Source organism: Sphingomonas sp. BK069 (genome assembly GCF_014193405.1).
Classification (GTDB): Bacteria; Pseudomonadota; Alphaproteobacteria; order Sphingomonadales; family Sphingomonadaceae; genus Sphingomonas.
Genome location: NZ_JACHZH010000004.1, coordinates 43713 through 63143 on the forward strand (window position 1 = coordinate 43713; position 19431 = coordinate 63143).

At 67.0% G+C, this 19431-nt stretch carries 15 protein-coding genes; 6 read left to right on the plus strand and 9 right to left on the minus strand.

Going from position 1 to position 19431, the window contains the following annotated elements:
- Positions 1 to 23 precede the first annotated feature (23 nt).
- From FHY02_RS13810 to FHY02_RS13820, 3 genes are all read left to right on the plus strand, one after another.
- Positions 24 to 1169: a hypothetical protein gene (locus tag FHY02_RS13810; RefSeq protein ID WP_183923102.1), complete on the plus strand. Its 1146-nt coding sequence runs from the start codon at positions 24 to 26 to the stop codon at positions 1167 to 1169.
- A 44-nt stretch (positions 1170 to 1213) separates the two neighbouring features.
- Positions 1214 to 2041, plus strand: coding sequence for a DUF6602 domain-containing protein (locus tag FHY02_RS13815; protein ID WP_183923104.1), 828 nt, complete (start codon positions 1214 to 1216; stop codon positions 2039 to 2041).
- 292 nt (positions 2042 to 2333) lie between these two features.
- The gene (locus FHY02_RS13820; protein ID WP_183923106.1) at positions 2334 to 2525 is read left to right on the plus strand and encodes a hypothetical protein; all 192 of its coding nucleotides are present in this window, start codon (positions 2334 to 2336) and stop codon (positions 2523 to 2525) included.
- Here FHY02_RS13820 and FHY02_RS13825 read toward each other — a convergent pair.
- Positions 2522 to 4309: an ATP-binding protein gene (locus tag FHY02_RS13825; protein ID WP_183923114.1), complete on the minus strand. Its 1788-nt coding sequence runs from the start codon at positions 4307 to 4309 to the stop codon at positions 2522 to 2524. The genes FHY02_RS13820 and FHY02_RS13825 overlap by 4 nt on opposite strands.
- Before the next feature lie 215 nt (positions 4310 to 4524).
- Positions 4525 to 6057: a GMC family oxidoreductase gene (locus FHY02_RS13830; protein ID WP_183923116.1), complete on the minus strand. Its 1533-nt coding sequence runs from the start codon at positions 6055 to 6057 to the stop codon at positions 4525 to 4527.
- A gap of 393 nt (positions 6058 to 6450) precedes the next feature.
- Here FHY02_RS13830 and FHY02_RS13835 point away from each other — a divergent pair, with 393 nt between their 5' ends.
- A complete protein-coding gene (locus tag FHY02_RS13835) occupies positions 6451 to 7635 on the plus strand; it encodes a M48 family metalloprotease (protein WP_183923118.1) in 1185 nt (394 codons plus the stop codon).
- Positions 7632 to 8381, plus strand: a complete 750-nt coding sequence (locus FHY02_RS23335; protein WP_221198653.1) for a HAMP domain-containing sensor histidine kinase — start codon at positions 7632 to 7634, stop codon at positions 8379 to 8381. Before FHY02_RS13835 ends, FHY02_RS23335 begins: the two co-directional genes overlap by 4 nt.
- 53 nt (positions 8382 to 8434) lie before the next feature.
- Here FHY02_RS23335 and FHY02_RS13845 read toward each other — a convergent pair whose 3' ends face one another.
- The 3 genes from FHY02_RS13845 to FHY02_RS13855 form a co-directional block, all read right to left on the minus strand.
- On the minus strand, positions 8435 to 10171 hold the full coding sequence (locus tag FHY02_RS13845; protein ID WP_311731838.1) for an ATP-binding protein: 1737 nt from the start codon (positions 10169 to 10171) through the stop codon (positions 8435 to 8437).
- Positions 10152 to 11249, minus strand: a complete 1098-nt coding sequence (locus FHY02_RS13850; RefSeq protein ID WP_183923122.1) for an NADP-dependent oxidoreductase — start codon at positions 11247 to 11249, stop codon at positions 10152 to 10154. The genes FHY02_RS13845 and FHY02_RS13850 overlap by 20 nt, the downstream gene beginning before the upstream one ends.
- Before the next feature lie 220 nt (positions 11250 to 11469).
- Entirely contained in the window at positions 11470 to 11946 is a 477-nt protein-coding gene (locus FHY02_RS13855; protein WP_183923124.1) for a helix-turn-helix domain-containing protein, read from the minus strand.
- 330 nt (positions 11947 to 12276) lie between these two features.
- Between FHY02_RS13855 and FHY02_RS13860 the strand changes: the two genes are divergently transcribed.
- Entirely contained in the window at positions 12277 to 12993 is a 717-nt protein-coding gene (locus FHY02_RS13860; RefSeq protein ID WP_183923126.1) for a hypothetical protein, read from the plus strand.
- 200 nt (positions 12994 to 13193) lie between these two features.
- Here FHY02_RS13860 and FHY02_RS13865 read toward each other — a convergent pair whose 3' ends face one another.
- From FHY02_RS13865 to poxB, 4 genes are all read right to left on the minus strand, one after another.
- Complete coding sequence (locus tag FHY02_RS13865; protein ID WP_260172899.1) at positions 13194 to 14573, minus strand: efflux transporter outer membrane subunit; 1380 nt, start codon at positions 14571 to 14573, stop codon at positions 13194 to 13196.
- Between the two features lie 17 nt (positions 14574 to 14590).
- Positions 14591 to 15670 carry an HlyD family secretion protein gene (locus tag FHY02_RS13870; RefSeq protein WP_183923130.1) on the minus strand — a complete coding sequence of 360 codons (1080 nt, stop codon included), beginning with the start codon at positions 15668 to 15670 and terminating at the stop codon, positions 14591 to 14593.
- A complete protein-coding gene (locus FHY02_RS13875; RefSeq protein WP_183923132.1) occupies positions 15667 to 17313 on the minus strand; it encodes an MFS transporter in 1647 nt (548 codons plus the stop codon). The genes FHY02_RS13870 and FHY02_RS13875 overlap by 4 nt, the downstream gene beginning before the upstream one ends.
- A 219-nt stretch (positions 17314 to 17532) precedes the next feature.
- Complete coding sequence (poxB, locus tag FHY02_RS13880; protein WP_183923134.1) at positions 17533 to 19257, minus strand: ubiquinone-dependent pyruvate dehydrogenase; 1725 nt, start codon at positions 19255 to 19257, stop codon at positions 17533 to 17535.
- Between the last annotated feature and the right edge of the window lie 174 nt (positions 19258 to 19431).

Below are 19431 nucleotides of genomic sequence, written 5' to 3' on the forward strand. Positions count from 1 at the left end.
CATACCTAGCTGATCGAGCTGCAATGCACGAAACCGACGCAACAACCGCGATACCCTCGATGGAGTCCTATTACCTCCCGCAGGAGCTGCAGGGCATCGTCGAGTCATGCATCGTCCAGAAGCGGCCTGCACTCGCGGCGCCGATCCTCGATTTCGCGTCCGTGATCAACGATGCCTTCCACCAGCCCGCCGTCACCGGCATTGACCTGGCGATGCTTGACCTCGTGCATCAGGGTTCGATTGACCTGCCCGTCTACTATTGCGTCAGTGCGGCCCCCGCCGTGAACGCGATGGTCGCGCGGTTCCAGAGCTTCTACTGCATTGTCATCAGCGAGGGACTGTACGGCCACATCTACCCGATTGCTGCAGGCCTGCTCTCTCACGAGCCGCTTCGGACCTTCCTCGCCGGTGGCAAGGAACCGCACGATGACAACGGCTCGCCCGGACGCACGCGACGCGACGCGTTCGCGTGGTTGCACGCGCATGGCGCGACTGCTGCCGGACCAGAGGCTCTTCAGCTCTGCCGTTACTACGTCGAAGTGATCATCTATTTCGTCGTGGCGCACGAGATCGGCCACATCGTCGGGGGCCATCTTGGCAGTCGATCGCTCGACGCGTCGCTGATTACTGAAGCAGATGCACTCACCGGCGAGGCCGCCGACGGCAAACGCGCACTGGAGATCGACGCCGACATGTTCGCTTCGCTCGCGACTGCGATGTTCATCGGTCGCCGCGGTTCGAGTCAGCTCTGGAGCGAGCTCGATATCAATCCGACCACCGGGATGCGTCTACTCTTCGGCGCCGCATATATCCTGTTCTCGGTCATGGATCTGTTCGGACCAGAGGATGCGCTCGCCCGTCGCCAGAAAGGCCACCCCGCGCCGCTGATCCGAATGCACATTCTTGGCCTAGTCGTCGCGAACACGGTCGCCCAGCTCTCGCGCTTCAACCGAGAATCGATCTGGGACCAGGGCGTACACGCCGTACGGGCCGTCGAGATCGCGCTCTACGAGATGGCCGGCGGCATCATGGAGGATCCCCAGGCGCTGGCCTATGAGGAGGCGGCCAACGTCATCTGGGAGGAGCACATCAGGCGGTGGCCTGAGGTCGTGACGACGCTGGATCGTTCGAGGCGCTCATCCTATCCCTGGGCAGCGACCCTGCCGTAAGGGGCGGGTCCGGCGCTTGCGCCGGAAGATCCACGGAGCTCTCCTTGCCGAAGATCGACCTCGTACGTGAATTCGACAATCTCGCCGCTGATCTTCTGCGCGCTGTCGATCGCGGGCGTGTCCTGCACGAAACCGGCAACATTGCGAATTCGGGCGCGCCACTTGAACATCTCTTTCGCGACTTGGTCGGCAAGCGACTACCCGAACCCTTTCGCATGCGCACCGGGTACCTTTTTGACGCGGAACGCGAAGTCTCGCCGCAGATCGATGCGATGATCGTCGACGCCACCACGTCGCATGAGATCTTCCGTCAGGAAGATGGTGCAGGCTATCTTCCCTATGTAAGCGCCGTTGCGGTACTCGAGATCAAGAACGCGGCCGGAAGGTGCGCGGGATCGATCGCACAGATCCGAAAGATCGCCGCCTCGATCAAGAAAATGCATACCAGATCAGGCGTCGGGATTGAGGAGCGGGAGCGTCGAACCCCGCTCTACATTCTGGTGCTGGGAACCGCATCGACCAACCTTCCCGAGCTGAAACGAGCACTCGCATCGGATGAGCCTAGTCCGGACATTATCTATCTGATCGAGCAAGGCCTCATGCTTGCTCGCGACGACGGCATCTTCGAATTCTCGTCGGGTCACCGCGGTTTCCGAGAACGGATGGGCGGCGACTGGCAGATCTACGGGCCGCCACGCGAGCACCAGAGCCGCGCTGGCTGGATGCTGCAGTGGATCTATTTCGCACTGCTCTCGCAGATAAAGACGTTTAGCGGAAACACCGGGATCTACGCCGAATTCCTCAACAGCATAGAGCGGTCTCATTCCGTCTCCAACCTCGGCAAGCTCGAAGCCGCAACCGCCTGGCCCTGAGTTGTAACCAACTATTTGGTGCCTGAAGCATTTATGGAAAGTGTTGGGGAGTTGCGCGAATCGGAGGTCCCCTACCAAGGAAGGTAAGTGCCACACCTCCTGATGACTGCCGCGCGGGAGTTGGAGGCGGCATACAGCTGATGACCGGGACGGCACCACCTGCCCCCTGATCGGCCCCGCCGCTCCTCCCCTCGGCCAGCCGATCCGCCGTTCCGGTCACACCTTGGCTACGAACTCGTGGCTGACGCAGACTTCGGAGCGCCGCATGCCTCAGACAGGTCGAGATCTGTCGATGACGTTCGTCGTCGTGCTGACCGCAGGCTGCGTAGCGGCCGCGTTCGGCGCGATGCAGGTCCTGGAGGACGTGGCGATGTCAGCCGTAGCGGGCGGTGTCCTGTTCGTCTTCCTGGCGTCGCTCAGCCGACTGCCGCATACCCAGGGGGCCTGCCGCCCGACGCGGCGGGCGGGCCGACTGAGACGCTAGCCCGCGCGTGGCAGCGTGAACTCGAAGGTGGCGCCGCCCTCCGGATTGTTGCGGGCCGCAAGGTCGCCGCCGAAATTCTGGATGATTGTCCTGCAGATCGCCAGTCCCATCCCCATGCCCTGCGGCCTAGTCGAGAACAGCGGATCGAAGATGCGATCCTCGCTGCCCGACGGCAGCCCCGTCCCCCGGTCGCGCACCTCTACGGACACGTCGTCACCGCGTTCGCTCAGCTTCAACGTGATGGTGCGGTCGTTGGTCGGAGAACCCTGACTCGCTGCCAGGGCGTTCAGCAGGAGATTGATGATGACCTGCTGAACCTCCATGCGGTCCGCCGCGACCTTCATCTCGCTGCACGTCTCTTCCACCAGGACGCTGCATCCCTGCAGGCGTGCCTCGTGCTGAAGCAGTGCCACGCTCGAACGGCTGACCTCCACCATATCCACCAGGTCCACCGTCCTCTCTCGTCGAGTGGCGGTCTCTCTGGTGCGGTTGAGCAGATCCGCGGCACGTCGTGCCGAGGAGATCACCCTGTCCATGGCCTTCCTGGCCATGTCGGCGTCAGCCGGCGTGGCGGCAAGCGATCGTGCGCCGACCGTCGCATCGATGGCGATCGCGCTGATCGGCTGTCCGAGGTCATGGGCGAGCGACATGGAGAGGGCGCCGACCGTCAGCGCCCTGTTCGCGCGGGAGAGCTCCTCCCGCGCCTCCAGGAGCAGCTCGCGCGTGTGCTCGCGATCGGTGATGTCGCTGAGGTGAGTGAACGCCCTGAGTCCGGTCGAGCAGCGCATGAGGGTCACGCCGCAGAGCGCCTGCCTGACGCTACCATCGGCCACCATCAGGCTTACGATGCCTTCCCAGTGATCCTTCGCACCCTCTGCGATCAGCTGGAGGAGCTCGGCGAACGGCCGGGGATCGGCGACGCCAGGTCGCGACTGCCTCAGGATCGTGTCGCGAGGCTTGCCGAGGAAGTCGAGCGCGGCCGCATTGACCTCCTCGGTTCTCAGCAGCTGAAGCAGCTGCGAGATCCGCTCGGGATGTTCCTGCAGGTGGGCGGCCAGCATGGCGCCATGGGCCTCGTGGAGTGGCAGCAGGGCGGCTGAGAGGTCGTCCAGGTTCTGTTCAAAGAGAGCCACATGCGACCGCTCGAAGATCGACCTGTAGCGGCTCTCGCTGAGGGAGAGGTCTCGCGTCCGCTCCTCCACCCTCTGCTCGAGCGTCTGGTTGAGAGCCCGCACGCTCAGCTTGGCCTGCATTTCGCCGTGGATGTCGGTGGAGACGCCGTACCAGCGGACGATGTCGCCCGCGGCGGATCTGACCGGTCGCGCACTCACCTGCAGCCAGCGATAGCTGCCGTCGGCATGCAGCAGCCGACGACACGAGTCGAACTGCTGTCCGGTCGCGCGGGCGGTGGCCCAGTCGTCCAGCAGTCCCTGCCGATCTTCTGGGTGGAACCAGTTCTGCCATGCCCATCCATCGTCGCTGAGCCCCTCGTCCACCGTCGCGCCGGTGATCTCGGTCCAGCGTCGATTCATGAAGGTGACGCGGCCATCGGGCAGACCCTGCCAGAGCACCTGCGGTACGGAGTCGGCGACGTGCCGGAGGTTGTCGTCGGTTTCACTGCTGTCGGGCACATTCCGGATGGAACCCAGGCGTCGCACGACCAGCGCGCCTGCGAGAGCGCCCAGTGCCGTTGCTGCCAAGATCGCTTCCGACGACATTCCGCCCCACCCTGCTGCGCCGACACGCTGACGGCGCCGCTCGCCATGGTACTGCTCGATAGCCACGCGGAATCTAAGCTGGACGCTGGTAGGGGGTGTGAGCCGCCGCGGCGTCGACTCGGCTCTTCATGCACCTGTTCTGTGAGCCGGAACCTTCCCCGCCGCGGGACGGCCTGATCGGGCGTCAGTTTCTGCTGCGCGGCCATCGAACACCCAGCTCGAGCGAACGCCGGTCCCCTTGCTCTGGCCGATGATCGAGACGGATGCGTCGAACCTGAGGATCAGGCGTCCGCCTGAAGCATCTCGGCTGCACGTTCCGCTACGATCACCGTCGGCGCCATGGTGTTGCCGGTCGGGACCCAGGGAAAGACCGACGCGTCGGCGATGCGCAGGCGCTTCACGTCCCGCACGCGAAGGCGCGCATCCACGACCGCCATGTCGTCGGTGCCCATTCGGGCCGTGCAGGACTGATGCCAGTAGCTCGTGGCGGCATTGCGGATGAAGTTCTCCAGAGCTTCGCCGTCGAGCCTGCCGGGAAGCGACTCGCGTAGGCGGAAGGAGGAAAGGGGCTCGGCGTTGCCTACGGATCTCGACAGCTCGACCGCCGCGACGAGCGCGGCCATGTCCCGCGGCTCCGACAGCGCACCCCAGTCCACGACGACAGGATCGCAGGCCCGAGGACCGGAAAGTGCCACCCGCCCTCTGCTTGCCGGTCGCAGAAGCGCCGGGAACAGCGACCATCCGGTAGCGAGCGGCTCGCCACTCGCCGCCTGCACCTCGGGCGTGACCGCCGCCGCCGCGACGAGCAGGGAGTGGATGTCCGGCTGTTCCGCGCCGCCATCGCTCCTCCAGAACAGAGACGCCTCGCAGCCGTTGTTCGTGAACGGCACGGGCTCCGGCGAGGCCCAGGTGCAGCCCCGGAGCAGCACGTGGTCCTGGAGGTTGCGGCCGACCCCCGGCACGTGCCGCAGGACGTCGATTCCATGACGGCCGAGCTCCTGCCGATCTCCGATGCCGGACTGCATGAGCAGCTTGGGCGTATGGAAGGCGCCCAGCGCGAGCACCACCTCCGCGTCGGCGGAGATGCGGACGGTCTCGCCATCGACGTCGACGAGGACGCCGGTCGCCCTGCCTTCCTCCATCAGCACTCGCGTGACGAGTGCCCCGGTCATGACCGTCAGGTTCTCTCTGCCCAGCAGCGGCGCGACGTAGCTGCGGTAGATCGACTGCCGCCGGCCGTCCCGGATGCGCAGGTTCGTCAGCGCAGCTCCGCCCGGCTGTTCCATCATCACGCCGTTCGCGTCGGCGACGGGCAGTCCGGAGCTGGCCGCGGCGGCGAGCACGGCGCGAGTGAGCGGAGCGGGATCCGGCGTCGGCTGCAGGAAGATCGCTCCTCCGGTGCCGCGACGGCGTCGGTCCTCAGCACCATGCCAGTCCTCGATGCGGCGGAAGATGCGAAGGACGCTGTCGTAGCTCCACCCCTCGTCGCCCACGGCCCGGGAGTACCCGTCCCAGTCCGACCTGTGCCCCCGAGCCCAGATCATCGCGTTGATGCTTGAGCCTCCGCCGAGAACCCGGCCCATCGACAGCAGCGGCGTCCGCCCGTTCAGATGCTCGCTGGGCAGCGCCGTAACACCCCAGTCCCGCAGCGAGCCGATGTTGGACAGCCAGGCCTGCGGTACGTCGATCTGCTCGCCTGCGTCATCTCCGCCGGCCTCGATCAGCAGTACCTTGGCGGCGGAGTCGGCGGCGAGCCTTGCAGCCACGACGCTCCCGCCTGTTCCGGCGCCGCAGACGACGTAGTCATAGGTCAAAGGTCGGTCTCCCTTGCCGGACAGCCCCACGCTGGCCGCGGCATTGTCGTGGACGATCACTGGGTCAGGCTGCCGTCTGCGCGTGCTCGTCCCGAACTCATCATCATCCTGACGCTCCTCTTGGCAGCAGCGACCGCCTTCCGGGTGTGGCGGTTCGCCATCGCTCCTCGCCGCGACCTTATTCTGCGTCGGGGACACGTCGTTGTCGGAGCGGGAGCTAGCGGCTCCGTACACGTGCGGCACAGACGTACCTGCGTATGGAGACCACTACCTTGGTAGGTCGTCCCGCATCCAAGGTGGGCTTCCCGCCATACGAGCGCGCGATGGCCACGCTCGGAAGCGCCATCGATGATGCCGGAGTGCGGATCGCACGACCGCGGGAGCTTCCGACAGATGGCCATCGACGTGACCTCGGCTACAGAGGCCTACCTCCGGCTCGTACCGCCGGCTCGAGACATGATCGCGACGGAGTACACGAGAGGATCGCACTGGCTTCTTCTCTGGTCCAAGCTGATGGCGCTGTCGGTCGCCACCGTGCTGGCGCGTGTCGACGTCGTACGCCTGCTTCCTGCGCGACTGATGCCGCCTTCCAGACCCCGCGTAGCCGCGTTCTGGACGAGCCTTTCGATCCTCGCCTGCTACCTGACGCTCGAAATGCCCTGGTTCGCCGCGGCCGACTGGTACCGCGAACGTCTTTATGGCTTCTCGCATCAGCCGCTCGTCGCCTGGTTAGCAGGATACGCGATCCAGTCGCTCGTACTGTCGGTCGCCGGAGCGGCCCTGCTCACAATCTTCTACGCGGCGGTGCGACGGGGTGGCCCGCGCTGGTGGCTCTGGGGCACGGCTGTCGCGGCGATGGGACTGGTCCTCGCCCTGATCGTACAGCCCATTCTCCTCGTGCATCTCCTGCAGAATCATCGCCCGGCGCCTAGGGGCAAGATGCAAGCAGCCGTCGAGGAGCTGCTCGTGCGGACGGGAGCGCCAGGCGGCGAGGTCCTCGTCTACGACGGCTCGCGGGAGAGCAGCCGGTATACCGCCACGGTCACCGGCTTCGGGAGCTCGGCGACGGTCCTGCTCAGCGACAGCATGTTCGCACGAGGTGCCGACGTCGCGGAGGTGAGGGCGGTCGTCGCTCACGAGCTCGGACACGAGAGACATAATCACGCCATTCTGCTCGCGATCGTCCTGACGCTGGTCGTCGGCGCCGGACTGCTCGTCACCGACCGGGCATTCGGTCCGGTGGCGCGGCGCCTCGGCATGCCGCAAGCCGCACTCGCCGACCCCAGGACGCTGCCCGTCCTGCTTGCGATCTTCGCGGCGTATACCTTCGTCACCACGCCGCTCGTGAACACCACCGAGCGCCTCGTCGAGGTCGATGCGGACCGGTACGGCCTCGAACTTGCCCAGGAACCGGACGGAATGGCCAGAGCGGTCCTCGCGACAGCCGACTATCGGGCAAGCCGACCGGCCTTCCTGGAGGAGCTTCTCTTCTACGACCATCCAAGCGTGAGAAGCCGCATCGAGCACGCGATGCGCTGGAAGGCGGATCATGACCGTTCCGCCGACACGTCGCGATGAGCGCCGATCCAGGAACCGATCGAGTGACGGGCGCCGGTACAGCCGGCTGCGCAGGCGTTGGCAGGAACGGCTCGGTTCTCGAGACGTCGGCGCCCGAAAGGGCGTTGCGTTCGGTGATGACCGCTGCCGGACACGACCTCATGCAGCCGCTGCAGATCATCTCGCATGCGCTGGAGAGGGTCGCTGCACGTGACCAGAGGAAGGACGACCGGATCTGGCTCGAGGCGGCCCTCGTCCAGGTGGAGCGTCTGGCGAGCGGGCTCTCGCAGCTGGTCGAAGCGGGCGTCTCCGGCGAAGCCGCACCGCTTCCGTCGCCGCAGTGTCTCGGCATCATCATGGAGGAGTCCCGGGCGGCATGGGAGAAGTCGGCGACGGCGCGCGACATGACGCTGGAGATTACGCCTGTCCCGGTGCGGGTGAGGACCGATCGTGCCCGAATGCGCTCGATCCTGGACAATCTGATCGGAAACGCCCTCAAGTACGGACGCAGCCGCGTCCGCGTATGCACGACCGGCGGGCCGGGCGAGATCCGCCTGGACGTGACGAACGATGGCGATGTTATCCCCGGCGACGTGCGGGAACGGCTCTTCGACGCCTTCTATCAGGCGGACGGAAGCCGGGAGGGGATCGGCCTGGGACTTTCGATCGTGCACGGTCACTGCAGCGCGCTAGGACATCGGATCGAGTTCGCGTCCGACGCGGAAGGTACGCGCTTCAGCGTCGTCATCGATCGGGCGGACGGCTGATCCAGGAAGCGAGCTGGCTCCTCTTTCGTCGGGCCACGGGTTCGAGGTCGCCGTCAGCCGCGCAGCGCAGGCAGCCTGCAGGTGAACGTCGCGCCCCTCCCCTGCCCGTTGCTGACGACCAGCTCCCCGCCCAGGCGCTGTACCGTAGCGAGGCAGATCTGGAGACCTAGCCCCACTCCGTCCTTCTTGGTCGTGAAGAACGGCTGGAAGAGCCGCTCGAGGTCGTCCTGCGCGATGCCGGGACCGACGTCCGCGACGGAGAGCTCGACATGCTCGCCGACGCCACGCACTCCGACAGTGATGGTCCTGTCGGGTCGCTCCTCCCCGACCATCGCGTCGCGCGCATTGTTGATCAGGTTGATGAGAACCTGCTGCAGGTCGACGAAGTCGCCCTCGATGGGCGGGACCTCGGCCGCCTCCAGCTTCAGGCTGACGCCGCCTACCCGCATGTCCCGTTCGACCAGCGCGCAGGTGTTTCTCGCCAGCTCGACGAGATCGATCCTGCGGACATCCTGCTTCCCCCCGCGGATCCGGTCATGCGTGTGCCTGACGATCGTGCCGATCCGCTCGGTCGTAGCCGACACCCGCTCCAGGAGGCGGATCGCCGCCTGGACGTCGGGTTCGGCGCGCCTCAGAAAGCGGAGCGCCGTTCCGGCGTCCATGCTCACCGAGGCGATCGGCTGGTTCAGCTCGTGGGCGATGGACGCGGAAAAGGCGCCGACGGTCGCTACTCGGCTGGCGCGCGCGAGCTCCTCCCGCGCCGCCCGCCGCATCTCCTCGATCTCCTCCTGGCTGCTTATGTCGATTAGGCTGGAAAGCTGACGCTCGTCGCCGAGCCGGGTGACCGAGTAGAAGACAGGCACGCGCCGGCCACCGGCACCGATCAGGACGACCCGACCCTCCACGCTTTCCCAGCCGTAGAAGATCATCTCGAACTGGCGGAGGAGGACCGCCTGGATGTCCTCGGCAGTCCCGTCGACGGGACGATCGACCGCGCCATCCACGTCGTCGAAGCCCAGCATCCGCATGCAGGCCTCGTTGACCGAGACGGTCCGCACGCCCGCGACGCAGCGCGCCAGCACGTCTGGATGCTCCGCCACGTAGGCCGCGAGGTCTTCCACTCCCGCGCTTCTCAGTTCACGAAGTATGAGGGACGCCTCGGACATGTCCTGTTCCGCGAAGGCGATGCGGCTGATGGCGAAGAGGCTCGAGTAGCGCTCCTCAATAGTGGCCAGCTCCCCCGCCTTGCCGCGCAGCAGCCCACGCATCTCGTGCAGCTCCCGTCTTGCCGATCGTTCGGCCTGGATGTCGGAGACGACCCCATGCCAGAGCGGTCGACCGTGCCGGCCATGCCCCATGCGCGCGGCGAGCCGCATCCACCTGAACGTCCCTTGGGCATGTAGCAGTCGGAACTCCGCGTACACGTCCGGAGGCGATGCCGTGATGGCGGCAAGCGCGCTCTCCAGTCCCGCGATGTCGTCGGGATGTATCCTCCTTCGCCAGAGCCGATCCGAGACGGCCGTGTTCCGGTCGTCGCCGGTAAGCTCCTCGTACCTGCGATTCAGGAAGACGATGGCGCCGTCGCCGTCGGCCTTCAGCACCAGCTGCGGAAGGGAGTCCGCGTACTCGTCGTGCGCGTCGGACGGTGCGATCGGCAATGGAGGAACTTGGATGCGTCCATTCAGTTCTCCGCTCCCGCTCACGATCGCACGTCCCCTGTCCTGGTCGGCGAAGGCGCGGGGTGCCACTTCGAAAGCCAAATGTTGGTGATCATCGCGCCGCCGGGACACGAGTGACCGGCTCAATGGCGTTCAGCCTGCCCAGGAGGTCGGCCACAGGCGAGATCTGCGACAAGCCTGCGGCCTGCGCCACCTGGCTGGAGCGGGAGAGCACGATCTTGCCGGGACCTCGACGCTGAGCCAGCAGCGCGAGGGCGTCGGGCGCTCGCTCGAACGGCATGACCCTGTCCAGCACCGGCCTGATGGCCCCGTTTTCCACCAGCTCCGCGATGCGTGCGAGCTGCTCGCCGTCAGAGCGTACGAAAAGGAACGAGTACTCGATCCCAAGTCGACGTGCGTGACGACGAATCCGGGCGCTTCTTGCGCGTATGATCTGGCGCGCAGCCCAGCCGGCTCCGATCGACCGCGCGAAGGTGGGATCGGGCGGACCGGAGAGGGAGATGAGCCTGCCGCCACGGCGCAGTACGCCGAGGGAGCGCTCGAGGATGTCGGTGTCGAGCGAGGTAAGGACGAGGTCGTAGCCGCGCAGTCGGGTGAAGTGCTCGGCGCGATAGTCGATGGCGACTGCGGCTCCCAGCGACCGCATCAGCTCGAGATTGAAGGTACTTGCGGTCGTAGCGACGCTGGCGCCGAGATGTCGGGCGAGCTGGATCGCAATCGTACCGACGCCACCCGACCCGGCATGCACGAGGACCTTCTGGCCGGGCTGGACGTCGGCCAGCTCCACGAGCGCCTGCCACGCGGTCAGGCCTACGAGCGGCAGCGAGGCCGCCCCCTCCATCGAGAGACCACGCGGCTTCGCCGCCAGCTCCATCTCGCTCACCGCTACACGCTCCGCTAACGTGCCGATCCGCATGAGGTCCACCTTGCCGAACACCTCGTCCCCGACGCGGAAGCGCGACACGCCGGGTCCCGTGGCCACGACCTTGCCGGCGAGATCGCTGCCCAGGACGAGCGGCATCCTGTGTCTCGCCAGCATCTTGAGATCACCTGCGCGTACCTTCTCGTCGAGTGGGTTAAGGCTCGCCGCCTCCACCTCCACGACAACCTGCCCAGCGCGCGCGACGGGCTCCGGGACGTCGACGAGCCGCAGCGCATCGCCGTAGCTGCCGATTGCGAATGCCTTCATCGATTGGCTCCGTACTGCCGGCAGTAGTCAGGATCGGTGTCCAGGGCTCGAGGCGGACATGCGCTCAGAAGGCCCGGTCGGCGACGCCGCTGCCGCATGCTCGCAACTGCGCACCTGCCTGCGCCACGATCGCATCCCGAGCCGCTGCCGGATGCCTTGCGTCGGATGCGGCGCGATCGTGCTCGACGCGGTCGTGCGCGCTCCGAATGCTCGCGCTTCATCACCTGGATGCGCCTTTCCGGGAGGCGAGAAGCCTGTGCGTGCTCTCGACGGCGCCAGGTCCCGGGCGCAGCTCTATGCGGCTTGGCGGCACGCGCTCGCCAGTCTCGCGGTCGACCATCGCCAGTTCGAGCGGCCTCCCCGTCTCGCGATCCGCGACGACGATCGTGGGAGCGCCGTATCCGGACGTGTCCCAGCGATCACCCCACTCCCGCAGCGCGATGCTCACCTTCCACAGGTCGCGCCCCTGCGGCGTGAGACGGTACTCGTCGCGCGGAGGCCGCTCCTGGTAGCGGCTCCGGACGACAAGCCCGGCCTCCTCGAGCCGCTTCAGTCGCGTGGCGAGCGTCGCGGGCGGGATGTCGAGACTGCTGCGCAGATCTTCGAAGCGGGTTGGCCTCATCAGCAGGTCGCGGACGATGAGCAGCGCCCAGCGGTCGCCGATCAGCTCGAGCGAGCCGGCGATCGAGCATCGCATGCCCACGAACGACTTGGTTCTCATGGCAGCGACATAGCGACTTCAATTATTGAAGTGAAGCGTCACGGCGCAGTTCGGCTGGAAGAGAAGGACAGTCGACCTTGGCGTTCGGCCAGGTGACGCCAACCACCGGATCCGTGAGGCCAGCACAAGCAGCCTGCCGAACAAGGCGGACCCGCCTCGTGCGGCCGCAACACACCGACGCTGCGCGGGGCGTCCACGCTTAGTCCGACTACGTGTCCAGCATGTCCCGAGCGGAGCGCATCCCGACGCTCCGTCGACTCCGCCTGAAGAGAGGGTTCGTCAACAATCTCGCGCTAGCTCGCACTCATGCAAGAACCGACACCTGACCAGCCCATCGCCATAGATCTCGCCCGCGTCGCTTCGCGGCTGAACGACCAGGTTGCCTGCCCAGATCTGGTCAAGGTCATCGAGCGAACCCGTCGGGTGGCATCCTGCGTGGTGGACCTGGAACATGCAGCGGACGCGCTGAAGGTCCTCGCCGACCTTGACCCGCAAGCGTTGCCGGATAGCGTGGTGAGACCCTTGCGGCAGTCGCTGCTCTATAGTGCGCTATCCTGGTATGCACGTGCGACGTCGACCGCCGCCCAAAGGGGCGAAAGGGGTTCATTCGCTCCCAGGTTCGATGCCCGTCTTGCCGAGATGCATGGCAAGATCCGACACCTGCGCAACACCGCTTTCGCTCACGTGGACTTCGACGCTGAAGGGCACGATTTCAGCTGGCACTCGGCCTGCGTCGCTCTGGTGATGGATGGGGTTCGGCAGGGCGTCTTCTCGATCGCGGCCAGTTCCGATTACGACCCTGAGATATCGGACATGCTGACGGAGCTCGTTCCTGCCGCCCACGAGCAGATGCTCGAGCTCGAGAGCAAGGCGCGTGGAACGGCCGTGAGGATGCTTGCAGATGTGGCGGGCGATGGTTTCGAGGTCACCATGGAAGACGACGCACTCGATCTAGCCCATCATTTCGGGTCCGATGAAGGGGGCGCGGTCTACCTGCGAGCACTGCTCGATCAGGGTTCGTGACCTAGGCCGTCGAGCGCGCACGGCTGATGAACGCATTAGACAGCTCGCATGCGCTAGCTTCCTGGTTCCACACTCGCAGCTTCAGGGCAGCTGTTTCGTATCTGACGTGTCTCGCCGCGCTGCGACGTAGCATGCGCCGGATCCTCCAGCCCGAAACCTCCGCCTAGCCGTCGGCCCAGGGTAGCTTCCTGAGCAGAACCTCATTTCGGCTCACGCCGAAGCTCCGCCTCCTCCGCACGCCATCCCCCGCCGAGCGACTGGTAGAGCGCGACCGCGGCATTCAGGCGGTCGCCTCGGACCTGCACGAGTGCAAGCTGCCCGGCGAGGAGCGACCGTTGGGCATCCAGCTGTTCCAGGAAGGGCGAATAGCCGGAGCGATATCGCTTCGTCGCCAGTTGCAGCGACACTTGCTGCGCCTCGACCTGCAGCTCGAGTGCGGCTTCCTGATCCGTCAGGTCTCTCGCTCGCGCGAGGCCGTTCTCGACATCGCGCAGCGCGCCGAGAACGGCCTTCCTGTAAGCGTAGGCGGCCTGATCCCTCCTGGCTGCGTCGACGTCACGCTGCGCCCTGAGCCGACCACCCTGAAACAACGGTGCGAGCACGCTTCCGCCAAGCGAGAAGAGCGTGACCGGCGTGGCGAGGAGAGACGAGGCGACGACGCCCCCGGAGGCCGAGATCCGGAAAGTCGGGAGCAGGGCCGCCCTCGAGGCGTCCAGACGATGGTCCGCAGCGACAAGCGTCTGCTCCGCCTCGACGACATCAGGGCGGCGGCGCAGGAGCTCCCCGGGTAGCGACGGCGCGACCGGAGGAATTTTAAGCTGGTCCAGGGCTGCCGTCCGGTCGACAGGTCCCGGTGGCTGCGAGAGCATGATGGAGAGCGCGCTCTCCTGGGCCGCTATTGCCGACCGGGCCGGAGGGATGAGCTGCTCGGTCGAACGGTAATCGGCTTCGGCCTGGGCGAGATCGAGACGGGGCGCGTAGCCGGCTTCCGACCGCCTTCTTGCGATCCTGAGAGCATCGCTCCGTGCGGCAAGCGTCTGCCGGAGTACCGCAAGACGCGCGTCCAGGACCACGAGCGACACGTAGCCCGTCACGATCTGCCCCTGCACGGCCAGGCGCACGCCGTCACGGGCGGCCCCGGTCGCGAGCAGCTGCGCCCGGGCTGCGGCGGAGCCGGCGCGTAGCCGGCCGAAGAGGTCGGCGTCGTAGCTCAGCGAGACCTGTCCCTGCACCAGCGACTGGTCGGCCCCCGCGCCGAACGCGCTGACGGATCGCTGCGTGCCCGGCGACGCGGCCGCATCGATCGCCGGCAGCTGCTGCGAGCGCGCGAGTGCCAGCTGCGCCCGCGCCTCCTCGACACGTTGCGCAGCGATGGCGATGTCGTCGTCGTCTTCGAGCGCGCGGCCGACCAGCGCGTCGAGGCGGGAGTCCTGAAAATTCCGCCACCAGCTCGGGTCGATCGGCGGGCCGCCCGCGTGCGGCTCCCGCCACGCCGCGGGCGGGACGATCGTCGCGCCCTGCGGGACTGGCGGCCTGGGTCCGGCGCATGCTGACGCCCAGAGCAGCAGCAGCAGCGGCATGTGAGCCGCCCCTTTCATCATGGCCGCCGCCAGACGCTAGCCTCGACCGACATCCCCGGCATCAGCCTCGTCGCGCCCGGCTGCCCGGGGTCGAGGACGATCCTCACGCCGATGCGCTGCGGCACCTTGACGAAATTTCCGGTCGCGTTGTCGGGCCTGATCACGGCGAATTCGGAGCCTGCGGCTGGCGCCAGCAGCTCGACCTTCCCGGCGAAGGCGCGACGAGCCATCGCGTCGACCCAGACCACGGCGCGGTCTCCCGGCCTTATCCCGTCGACCTGTTCCTCCTTGAAGTTCGCGATCACCCAACGATCCCGAGGGACCAAGGAGACGAGCTGGGTGCCGTTCGTCACGTACTGCCCCAGCCTTACCCCGATCTCGCCGAGCTGGCCGTCTTCGGGTGCGCGGATGACGGTGTTGGAGAGGTCGATCTCTGCGAGCCGAAGCTGAGCGCGGGCGGCTTCGACCTGCGCCTGCAGACCGGCTCTGCCGACCACGACGCTCCGCACGTCCTGCGTGGCGATCTCGCGAGCCGCGTCGGACTGGCGGACCTGCGCCTCCGCCAGAGCGAGCGCGGCTAGCGTCTGGTCACGCTCCCGCATCGAGACGGATCCGTCCGACACGAGATCGTCGATCCGGACCATGTCGGCGCGCGCCTTGCGCAGCTGCGCCCGGGCGCTGTCTCCTCCCGCCGACTGGCTGCGCTCGCCGGCGATCCGCGAGGCATGCGCCTGGTCCGAGTTGGCGAGGCTGGCCATGGCTGCCGATAGGTTCGCGCGAGCCTGATCGACACGGGCCCTGTAGATGCGGTCGTCGATGACGGCCAGCACCGCACCGGCCCTCACCTCCCGATAGTCCCTCGCCCGTACCTCCGCAACATAGCCGCTGACCTGCGGCGCGATGACGGTGGTCCGCCCCCTGACGCTCGCGTTCTCGGTCATCGCCCTGTCCTGCGAGAAGGGGGCGACATGCCAGGCTCGGGCGAGTGCGATCATCGCGAGCGCCGCGAGGGCGAGCGTGAGCGCCACCGACGCTCGCCCGCGGGGCGGCGGGAGCCACGTGCCCTGCTGGGTGGCGGCGGCCGGCGCATCGCTCATGGCGTCGCTCCCGAGGGAGCCTCGCTGCCCCGCACGACCGAGATGAGGACGATGAGCGAAGCTGTGGCCAGTGCCAGAAGGGTGACGAACCAGAAGACGTCGACGAACGCGAGCACGTTCGCGCGCCCCGTCACCGCCTGCCCGAGCATGGCGGCGCCCCGCTGGCCGGCGAGAGCCGCGTCTCCGCCCTGGACCGCCGCGGCCGCCGAGTAGCTGCGGATCCGGTCGACGACGAGGGGATCGGCCGTGGTCAGCCGCTCCCCGATGCCGACGACGTTCTCGCGAGAGCTGACCACCTGTAGGCTGCCGAGCAGCGCCGCGCCCGCCAGGCCGCCCACGTTCTGCGTGGTGCTGAACAGCACGATGTAGGTGATGACGTGATCGGCGCCGCGGTGGAGCGCCCGCACGAAGCCGAGCAGAAGCGACGGTCCCATGAAGAGCATCGTGCCGAAGCCGATGAGCATCTGGCTTGCATAGAGCTGCCTCGGCCGCGACAGGTCGCCTACCTTCGTGTCCAGCCAGGCACCGAGGGCTATGACGAGCGACGCGGCCAGCACGACCTTGAGGATGCGGCCCGGCCGGGTAATCGCGGCGGCCACGGCTATCCCCGCGACCATCGCGCCCAGTACCAGCACGAACAGCAAGTGCATCTGGTCGTTGATCAGACCTCCGAGCGAGAGAAGCCCGACCGAGCCGTACGTCTGCTCCGCCAGCGCAAGCCGCACGAGGACGGCGACCATGGCGAAGCCGAGCATCTCGGCCGTGCCGATCCAGCGCGTCTGGACCAGCGGTCGCGTCCGCACGTGCTCGATCGCGAACGCGCATGCGAGCAGCGGCACGGCCGCCAGGATGGAGCTGCGGATCCAGGAAGCGTCGGTCCACCACACGTACCTGCCCACGCTAAGCACGCCGCAGACGAGCAGGGCTCCGGGTACGACCAGGCAGATCGTGACGGCATCTAGCGGCTCGAAGGTCCGCACGCGGTCTCCGTGCGGCACCGGTAGCGCCCTGGTCGCCGCAAGAGCGGTCAGCACGAGCGCGAGCTCGACTAGATGCAGACCCGACCAGCCGTAGAGCGCGAGCGCCTCGACCGGGAACAGCCTCGCGATCGGCGGTCCGAGCTGGGGAACGCTGATGCCGATGAGGACGCCGATCGGCCGCGTGGCCGCTGGGAAGGCCTGTATGATGTTGTAAATGCCGAGCGTCACCAGGCCGGCCATCGCGAGACCGGCGAGCGCCCGGACGGCCAGCGTCAGGGCGAAGCCCGGCCACAGCAGCTCGGCCACCAGCGCCAGGGCGTACGCAGACAGGAGAAGGTTGGAGATCGGCGCGATGCCGAACTGCGCGCGCGCCTTGATCAGGGTCAGGTTCGCCGTGGCGTTGAAGGCGACGAAGACCGCCGGGAGCCAAGCCGCCTCAGCAGCGTACACACCCAACCCGCCGCCAAGGCTCCCCAGGTTCACCGTGACGAGCGAGTTGGTCAGGTTCGACGTCACGCCGCAGAACAGCCCGATGATCAGATAGCAGATCCGGTGCGGGAACGTATGCCGCGGCAGGTACGGCGACCCGAGCGTGGTCGGACGCTCGTCGTCGGCGAAGACGTATTCCGGACCGGTATCTGCTGCTCGTGTGCTGGCGACCATGCCGGATTTTCGGCTGAACCCGGGCGTGCGGACAACACGTACCTGGGTATCGGCGGCACCTGACCTTGGCACGGGAATGGCTTAGGGCGGCCAGACCGGCAGCAATGCGATGCGCGGTCTCGCGCGTAGATCGCAGCTTGCGACGCGCCGGCAGCTCGTTCGCGACCGTCGAACGGCGGCGTTCACGTTAACCGGGTTGCCGAGCCTCCGATCGTAGAGCTAGCGAAGCAGGTTCGCCCGGGCCATCTCGACAAGCTCGTCCCCCCGCCCGCTCATGACCGCTCTCGCCGCGTACAGGCTGAAGCCCTTGATCTGCTCCGCCCTGATCTTCGGCGGCACCACGAGCTCCATCGTCTCCGTGACCACGTCGACGAGCGCCGGTCCGTCGTGCGCGAACGCCGTCTCGAGTGCCGACTCGAGCTCGTCCGAGCGGGTCACCCTGATACCCAGATAGCCCAGGCTGTTCGCGACCGCGCCGAAGTCGGGGTTCGCGAGTGCGACGTTCGCATCCACGTACCCGGCCGCCTTCTGCTCGAGCTGGACGAATCCCAGGGAGGAGTTGTTGAAGACGACGATCTTGATCGGCAGTTTCATCTGCACTGCGGTGAGCATGTCGCCCATCAGCATGGCCAGGCCGCCGTCGCCCGACATCGAGATCACTTGGTTCCCCGGCGCGGCCGCCTGCGCTCCCAGCGCCTGCGGCATCGCGTTCGCCATGGAGCCGTGATTGAACGAGCCGATGAGGCGCCTGCTTCCGTTCATGGTGAGGTAGCGCGCCGCCCACACCGAAGGCGTGCCCACGTCGGTGGTGAAGATGGCGTCCGGCGCCGCGACGCGGTCGATCATTCGGGCCACGAACTGCGGGTGCAGCGGCCGGTCGCCGGCCCTCGGCGTCGCGAGATCGTCGAGTCCCTTCCTCGAATTGCGGTAGTGGTCGATCGCACGGCGGAGAAAGCCTTCGTCCCGGCCCGTGCCGATCCTTAGAAGAAGCGCTCGGGCGACCTCCTTCACGTCGCCCAGCACCGCGACGTCCAGCGGAACCCGGCGACCGAGGGAGGACGGATCATGATCCACCTGCGCGATCTTCGCCCCGGTGGGATAGAAGTTCCGGTAGGGGAAGTCCGTGCCGAGCATCAGGAGCGTGTCGCACTCCATCATGGCGTGATAGCCCGAGGAGAACCCGATCAGTCCGGTCATGCCCACGTCGTATGGGTTGTCGTACTCGATCCACTCCTTGCCTCTGTAGGCATGTACGATGGGCGCCTGCAGCGCCCCTGCGAGGGCGACCACCTCGTCGTGCGCGCCGGCGACGCCCGCACCGCACAGCATGGTGACGGCCTCGGAGCCGTCGAGCAGACCGGCCAGCTCGTCCAGGGCTGCCTCGTTCGGGAGCATGCGGGGCGGCGCCAGCGTAGCCAGGCGCCCGCTAGCGGGCGAACGGACCGGCTGCAGAGCCACGTCCCCCGGCACGACGAGAACGGCGACGCCGCGCCGCCCGATCGCAGTCCGGATGGCGCGGTGCAGGAGTTCCGGCATCTGTCCTGCGTCCTGCACCATCTCGCAAAAATGGCTGCACTCGCGGAACAGCTCGGTGGGACGCGTCTCCTGGAAGTAGCTCAGCCCGATCTCCGACGAAGGGATGTGGGCGGCGATCGCCAGCACGGGGACACGGCTTCGGTGGCAGTCGTAGAGGCCGTTGATAAGGTGCAGGTTGCCGGGGCCGCAGCTGCCCGCGCATACCGCGAGCCCGCCCGAGGCCGCCGCCTCGGCGCCGGCCGCGAAGGCACCGACCTCCTCGTTGCGGACGTGCATCCACTCGATGTTTCCGAAGCGTCTCAGGCTCTCGTTCAGCGCGTTCAGGCTGTCGCCCGTCACGCCCCAGATCCGCTCGACGCCGGCCTCCTCCAGCGTACGTACGATGAGATCCGCAATAATCTCGGCCATGTCAGGCGCTCCTCATGCACGGACGACGTCTTCGTCGAGCCTGCCAAGCGTGGCACGTTCGTCGGCGCTAAGGCACCCCTACCGAGGCAGGTAGATGGTCCTGAGCGTCGACGCACGCGCCAGCTTCGTGGTTAATGGAGCCTTCTTCCTGCCAGATGGGATCGATCCGGCGTT